The 1,848-nt window shown below is 73.2% G+C and carries 1 protein-coding gene and 1 pseudogene; both read right to left on the bottom strand.

The features are described 5' to 3' along the window. Positions 1–920 (bottom strand): serine/threonine-protein kinase (locus tag AB0M20_RS41200; protein WP_364306732.1); only part of this gene is annotated, 920 nt, incomplete at its 3' end. Between the two features lie 2 nt (positions 921–922). Beyond that, positions 923–1,848 (bottom strand): annotated as a pseudogene (locus AB0M20_RS41205) (adenylate/guanylate cyclase domain-containing protein); the annotation flags it as partial.

Raw genomic sequence — 1,848 nt, forward strand, 5'->3', positions numbered from 1 at the left:
TCGGAGAGGGTCTGGTGGTGCGGCGGTACCGGGCGCGGCGTGGGGTTGGTGGTCGTGCGGTAGACCGACGGTGGCGGTGGGGGCCGGCCGCCCGGCGCCAGGTGCAGGCCGGTCAGCATCTCGCGCAGTTCCTCAGCGGTGGGCCGGGCGCGCGGATCGTTGGCCATGCCGTACCGCAGCACCTCGGTCATCGACTGCGGCACGTGCGGCAGGTCGGGGATCGGCCGGTTGAACAGGTCCATCAGCGTGATCAGGCTGGGGCTGCGGTCGGTCTCCCAGCGGGGCGGGTGGCCGCGCATCACCGCGTACAGGGTTGCGCACAGTGCGTAGACGTCGACCGCGCCCGACGGGGCGTCGTGGCGGAACATCTCGGGCGGCGCGTACGCCGGGGTGAGCACCTCGAGGGTGACCGACGAATCGCGCATCTCACCCAGCACGGCCAGGCCGAAGTCGGCCAGCACGGCCGGGTTGAAATGGGAGTAGAGGATGTTCGCCGGCTTCACGTCGCGGTGCAGCACCCCGTTGGCGTGCGAGTGCACGAGGGCGTCCGCGATCTTCACGCCCAGGTCGCGGGCCTCCACCGCGCCGAGCGGCGAGATCCGCATGCGGTCCAGATAGGACCCGTCGCAGAGCTCCATGATCAGGTACGGGTGCTGGTCGACGGTGACGCCGACGTCGAAGAGGTCGACCACGTGCGGGTGGGACGACATGCGCCCGGCGGCCCGTGCCTCGCGCAGGAAGCGGGCCTGGTCGCGCGGGTTCTCCAGCGTCCGGTTCTCGACCTTGATGGCGACCTCGCGGCCGACGGAATCTTGCGTCGCCCTGTAGACCGTGGCGTACCCACCGCGGGCCATGACGGACAAGCCAGACATGCCTGGCACGTAGGGAGTGGGCAGAGCGCCAGGCGGGGTGTCCGTCACGGTTATGAAAATACGCCAGGCACGGGTGAGAGTGCGGGTGGCGCGATGGGCATCCGAAGAGCATCTCGCAACTCGACCGCCGCGGCCCGTTCCCCGACCTGTTGCGTGGAGTACGCGAGCCGCACCGCTTCCTCCGCCGCGGCCCGGGCGTCGTCCATGCGACCCGTCGCGGCCAGCACCCGGGCAAGCACACACGCCGTGACGACGCAGCTGCGCACATCCTCGGCCGGCACGTCCTGGGCCCGCCGGATCCACGCCAGCGCGGCGTCCGGCCGGCCGTCGGCGAGCAGGGCCGACGCGTACGACGCCAGCGCGTGCCGCCGCGAGAAGAGCAGCGAGGGCGAACCGGTGTCACTGGCGATCGGCGCGAGCAGCCCGACGGCGGTCGACGCGTCCCCGGCGCGCAGCCGCGCCTCGGCCAGCAGCACCCGCGGCCCGACCTGAGCCGGCGCGAGCGGGTTGTGCGGCTCGACGGCGGTCATCACTCGGCGGGCGTCCGCCTCGGCCGCCACCACGTCGCCGCGCTGCAGCTCGACGAACCCGCGGATGGTCCCGGCCATGCCGAGCAGCAGCGGATGACCGGTACGCCCGGCGTGGCCGAGCGCGTCGGTGAGCAGGTCCCAGGCGTGGTCGTACTCGCCCAGCCCCCGGGCGATCGCGCCGCGCACCACCAGCGCCAGGCCACGCCCCCAGTCGTCGGAGACCGCGGCGAACTCCTTGTACGCCTGCCGCGCCTCCTGATCCGCCTCGTTCAGGTCGCCCTGCTCCGACGCCGCGTACGCCTCGACGGCGCGCAGCGTGCCCACCGCCCAGCCCTCGCCGACCCGCTCACCGAAGGGCAGGAAGATCCGCGCCAGCCGGCGCGACTCCGCGAGACGGCCGGACAGCAGCCGGGCGAAGGCCGCGGTACCCCGCAGCCAGGACCGGC

Origin of the sequence: Actinoplanes sp. NPDC051633 (assembly GCF_040681735.1) — a bacterium.
Taxonomy (GTDB): domain Bacteria; phylum Actinomycetota; class Actinomycetes; order Mycobacteriales; family Micromonosporaceae; genus Actinoplanes.